Consider the following 3,169-nt stretch of genomic DNA (forward strand, 5'->3'; position numbering starts at 1 on the left):
CCCAGGACACCCAGGGGTCCTCATGCGGCCGGGCCGGCCTGGGCGTGTCCCGCGCCCATGTCCGCCGTGCGGCGATCACCCGGTCGAGCGGTCACCCGACATGACCATCCCGGGCGATCGGTTCGCCCGCAGCGGCGGTGGTTCCTGGTACCCCGGAGCTCTCGGGGTCAGAGCGCGACGCCGTGCGCGCGCAGGTAGGCGACCGGGTTGATGTCCGAGCCGTACTCCGAGCCGTTGCGGATCTCGAAGTGCAGGTGCGGGCCGGTCACGTTGCCGGTGGCGCCGGAGAGGCCGATCTGCTGGCCGGCGGTGACGGTCTGACCGATCCTCACGCCGATCGAGGAGAGGTGCGCGTACTCGGCGTAGTGGCCGTCGGCGAGCCTGATCTCGACCTCGTTGCCGTAGGCGCCGCCGTTGCCGGCCTTGACCACGACACCGTTGGCGACGGCGCGCAGCGGGGTGCCGGTGGAGGCGACGAAGTCCTGGCCGGTGTGGTGGCCGGAGGCCCACATCGAGCCGGCCACGCCGTAGGCGGTACCGAGCCGCGGGCCGGCCAGCGGGGCGACGAAGCCGGAGGTGGCGGCGGCGACCGGAGTGGCGGTCACGGCCTGGGCCGGAACGGCGACCTGGAGCTGGGTCTCGAGCTGCGCGGACGGCTTGGCGGCCTCGGTCTGCACCTGGACCTGGGCCTGCGGCTTGGCGGCCTGGGTCGCCGGAGCGGACGGCTTGGCGGGCTTGGCCGGGGCGGCGGGCTTCGCCGGGGCGGCGTCGGCTGCCGGGGCGGCGTGGCCGGACAGCGCGAGCTGCTGGCCCGGGAAGATCAGGTTCGGGTTGGCGCCGACGACCGAGCGGTTCTGCTCGTACAGCGCGTGCCAGCCGCCCTCGACGTTCTTGGCGTCGGCGATCTTGGACAGGGTGTCACCGCTGACGACGCGGTAGCTCTCCTGCGCGGCCGGAGCGGCGGCCTTCGCGGCCTGCTTGGCCTCGGTGGAGGCGGCGGCCGGAGCGGCCGGGGTGTGGGCCTGGGCGCTCATCGCGGTGACGAGCGGGAGGGCGAAGGACACACCGGTGACGGCGGTGGCGATGCCGATGCGGGCGGCGCGGGGCAGGGCGATACGACGAGCCTGTGCAGGCATGGAATTTTCCTCTCCGACGCCTGCGAGGTGAGCTGTCGGGTTCGGGCTGGAGTTGCCCGGCCGCTTGCGCGGCTTCACCCCAAGCCGGTCCTGGACGCCCGCGCCCTGAGGCGCGAACTCCGGTCCGGCGACTTACCTGTGGGTCCCCCGCTCCTGCCGTACAGAGTTCGTTTCGAACCACCGGGCAGCGGCAGGACTCGGCGTTCCACCCGGCGGATCCGTCCGGACTGGCCGGGCGGTCGCTGAACTAAAACCCATCCGTTCGGGTGAAGCAATGTCGATCTCTTGAAACGGCAACGATCCCCCCTGTCCCAGTGACCCTCCGCAGGCCCGAGCCCACGGTGCGTACACAACCCATTCACCCCCCGCCACTGATCCACGACCCTGCGCCGAGATCGGCCACGCCGCGCACCCGTCCGCTCACGCACCGCCAGCCGCCAACACACCCACCGGTGACCCTTGTCACGTGCGCCTCGGCAGCGCAGGATTCGCCCGTGGCCACCTCCGAGGCCGGCACCCTGCGCCTGGGCACCGCGCAGGGTCGCTGGGTACTAATGGCGACGGTGCTCGGCTCCAGCATGGCGATGCTGGACGGCACCGTGGTGAACGTCGCGCTGCCCCGGATCGGCGCCGACCTCGGCGCCTCCCTCGCGTCCCTGCAATGGACCCTGAACGCCTATCTGCTCACCCTGGCGGGCCTGATCCTGCTCGGCGGCGCGCTCGGCGACCGCTACGGGCGGCGCAAGGTCTTCCTGATCGGCGTGGTCTGGTTCGCCGTCGCCTCCGCGGCCTGCGCCGCCGCGCCGAACATCCACGTGCTGATCGCCGCCCGCGCCGTCCAGGGCATCGGCGGGGCGCTGCTCACCCCCGGCTCGCTCGCCATGCTCCAGGCCGTCTTCCACCCTGACGACCGCTCGGCGGCGGTCGGGCTCTGGTCCGGCCTCGGCGGGGTGTCGGCGGCGGTCGGCCCCTTCCTCGGCGGCTGGCTGGTGGACGGCCCCGGCTGGCGCTGGATCTTCCTGCTGAACCTGCCGCTCGCCGCCGCCGTGATCGCGGTCACCACCCGGTCGGTGCCGGAGAGCCGGGACGAGGGCGCCTCCGGCCGCTTCGACGTCCTCGGCGCCGTGCTGGCCGCCCTCGCCCTCGGCGCGATCACCTACGCGCTGACGGCGGCCGGCGAGGGCCTGTCCCCCGCCGTCTGGGTCAGCGGGGTGCTCGGAGTGGCGCTCGGCGTCGCCTTCGTGGCGGTCGAGCGCCGCGCGCCCGATCCGATGCTGCCGCTCGGACTGTTCTCCTCCCGGCTGTTCACCGCCGTGAACCTGGTCACCCTGTGCGTGTACGCGGCGTTCAGCGGCGTCTTCTTCCTGCTGGTGGTGCAGCTCCAGATCGTGTCCGGCTTCTCGCCGCTGGTCTCGGGCTTCGCACTGGTGCCGATCACCGTGCTGATGCTGCTGCTGTCCGCGCGCGCCGGGCGGCTCGGCAAGCGGATCGGCCCGCGCATCCCGCTGACCGTCGGCCCCCTGCTGTGCGCCGCCGGGGTGCTGCTGATGCTGCGCGTCGGCCCGGACTCCTCCTACTGGGTGGACGTGCTGCCCTCCGTCACGGTGATGGGCTGCGGCATGACGCTGCTGGTCGCACCGCTGACGGCGACCGTGCTGGCCGCCGTCGAGGTCCGGCACGCGGGCATCGCCAGCGGGGTCAACAACGCCGCCGCCCGCGCGGCCGGCCTGCTCGCGGTCGCCGCCCTCCCGGCGCTGGCCGGGCTGAGCGGCGACGCCTACCGGGTGCCCTCCTCGGTCGACTCCGCCTTCCACACCGCGATGCTGATCTGCGCGGGCCTGCTGGCCGCCGGCGGGCTGATCGCCCTCGCGACCGTACGGGGCAACGTGCTCGCCGCCGACGACCAGCAGGTGGCCGAGCCGAACTGCGACTGGCCGTGCGGCACCACCACCCCGCCGCTGGACCCGGGCCACGTCCCCACGACGCGCGAGGGCCCCGCCACCGGTCCGGCGGCGGGGCCCTCGGCTCAGGGC

General features: G+C 73.9%; 2 protein-coding genes and 1 riboswitch. Of the genes, one reads left to right on the forward strand and one right to left on the reverse strand.

Features of this window, described 5'->3' with window-relative positions:
• Positions 1-167: 167 nt before the first annotated feature.
• Positions 168-1,136, reverse strand: coding sequence for a peptidoglycan DD-metalloendopeptidase family protein (locus ACFU7Z_RS38105; protein WP_380782690.1), 969 nt, complete (start codon positions 1,134-1,136; stop codon positions 168-170).
• A 2-nt stretch (positions 1,137-1,138) separates the two neighbouring features.
• A riboswitch (cyclic di-AMP (ydaO/yuaA leader) is annotated at positions 1,139-1,339 on the reverse strand.
• Between the two features lie 351 nt (positions 1,340-1,690).
• Here ACFU7Z_RS38105 and ACFU7Z_RS38110 point away from each other — a divergent pair.
• The coding region (locus tag ACFU7Z_RS38110) for an MFS transporter (RefSeq protein ID WP_117492711.1) at positions 1,691-3,169 on the forward strand (1,479 nt) is incomplete at its 3' end.

The organism is Kitasatospora sp. NPDC057518 (assembly GCF_042802075.1).
Lineage (GTDB): Bacteria > Actinomycetota > Actinomycetes > Streptomycetales > Streptomycetaceae > Kitasatospora.

What these genes read in the sequence shown, in the direction of transcription:
- ACFU7Z_RS38105 (WP_380782690.1), bottom strand. Translation starts at nt 1,136, where the DNA reads ATGCCTGCACAGGCTCGTCGTATCGCCCTGCCCCGCGCCGCCCGCATC.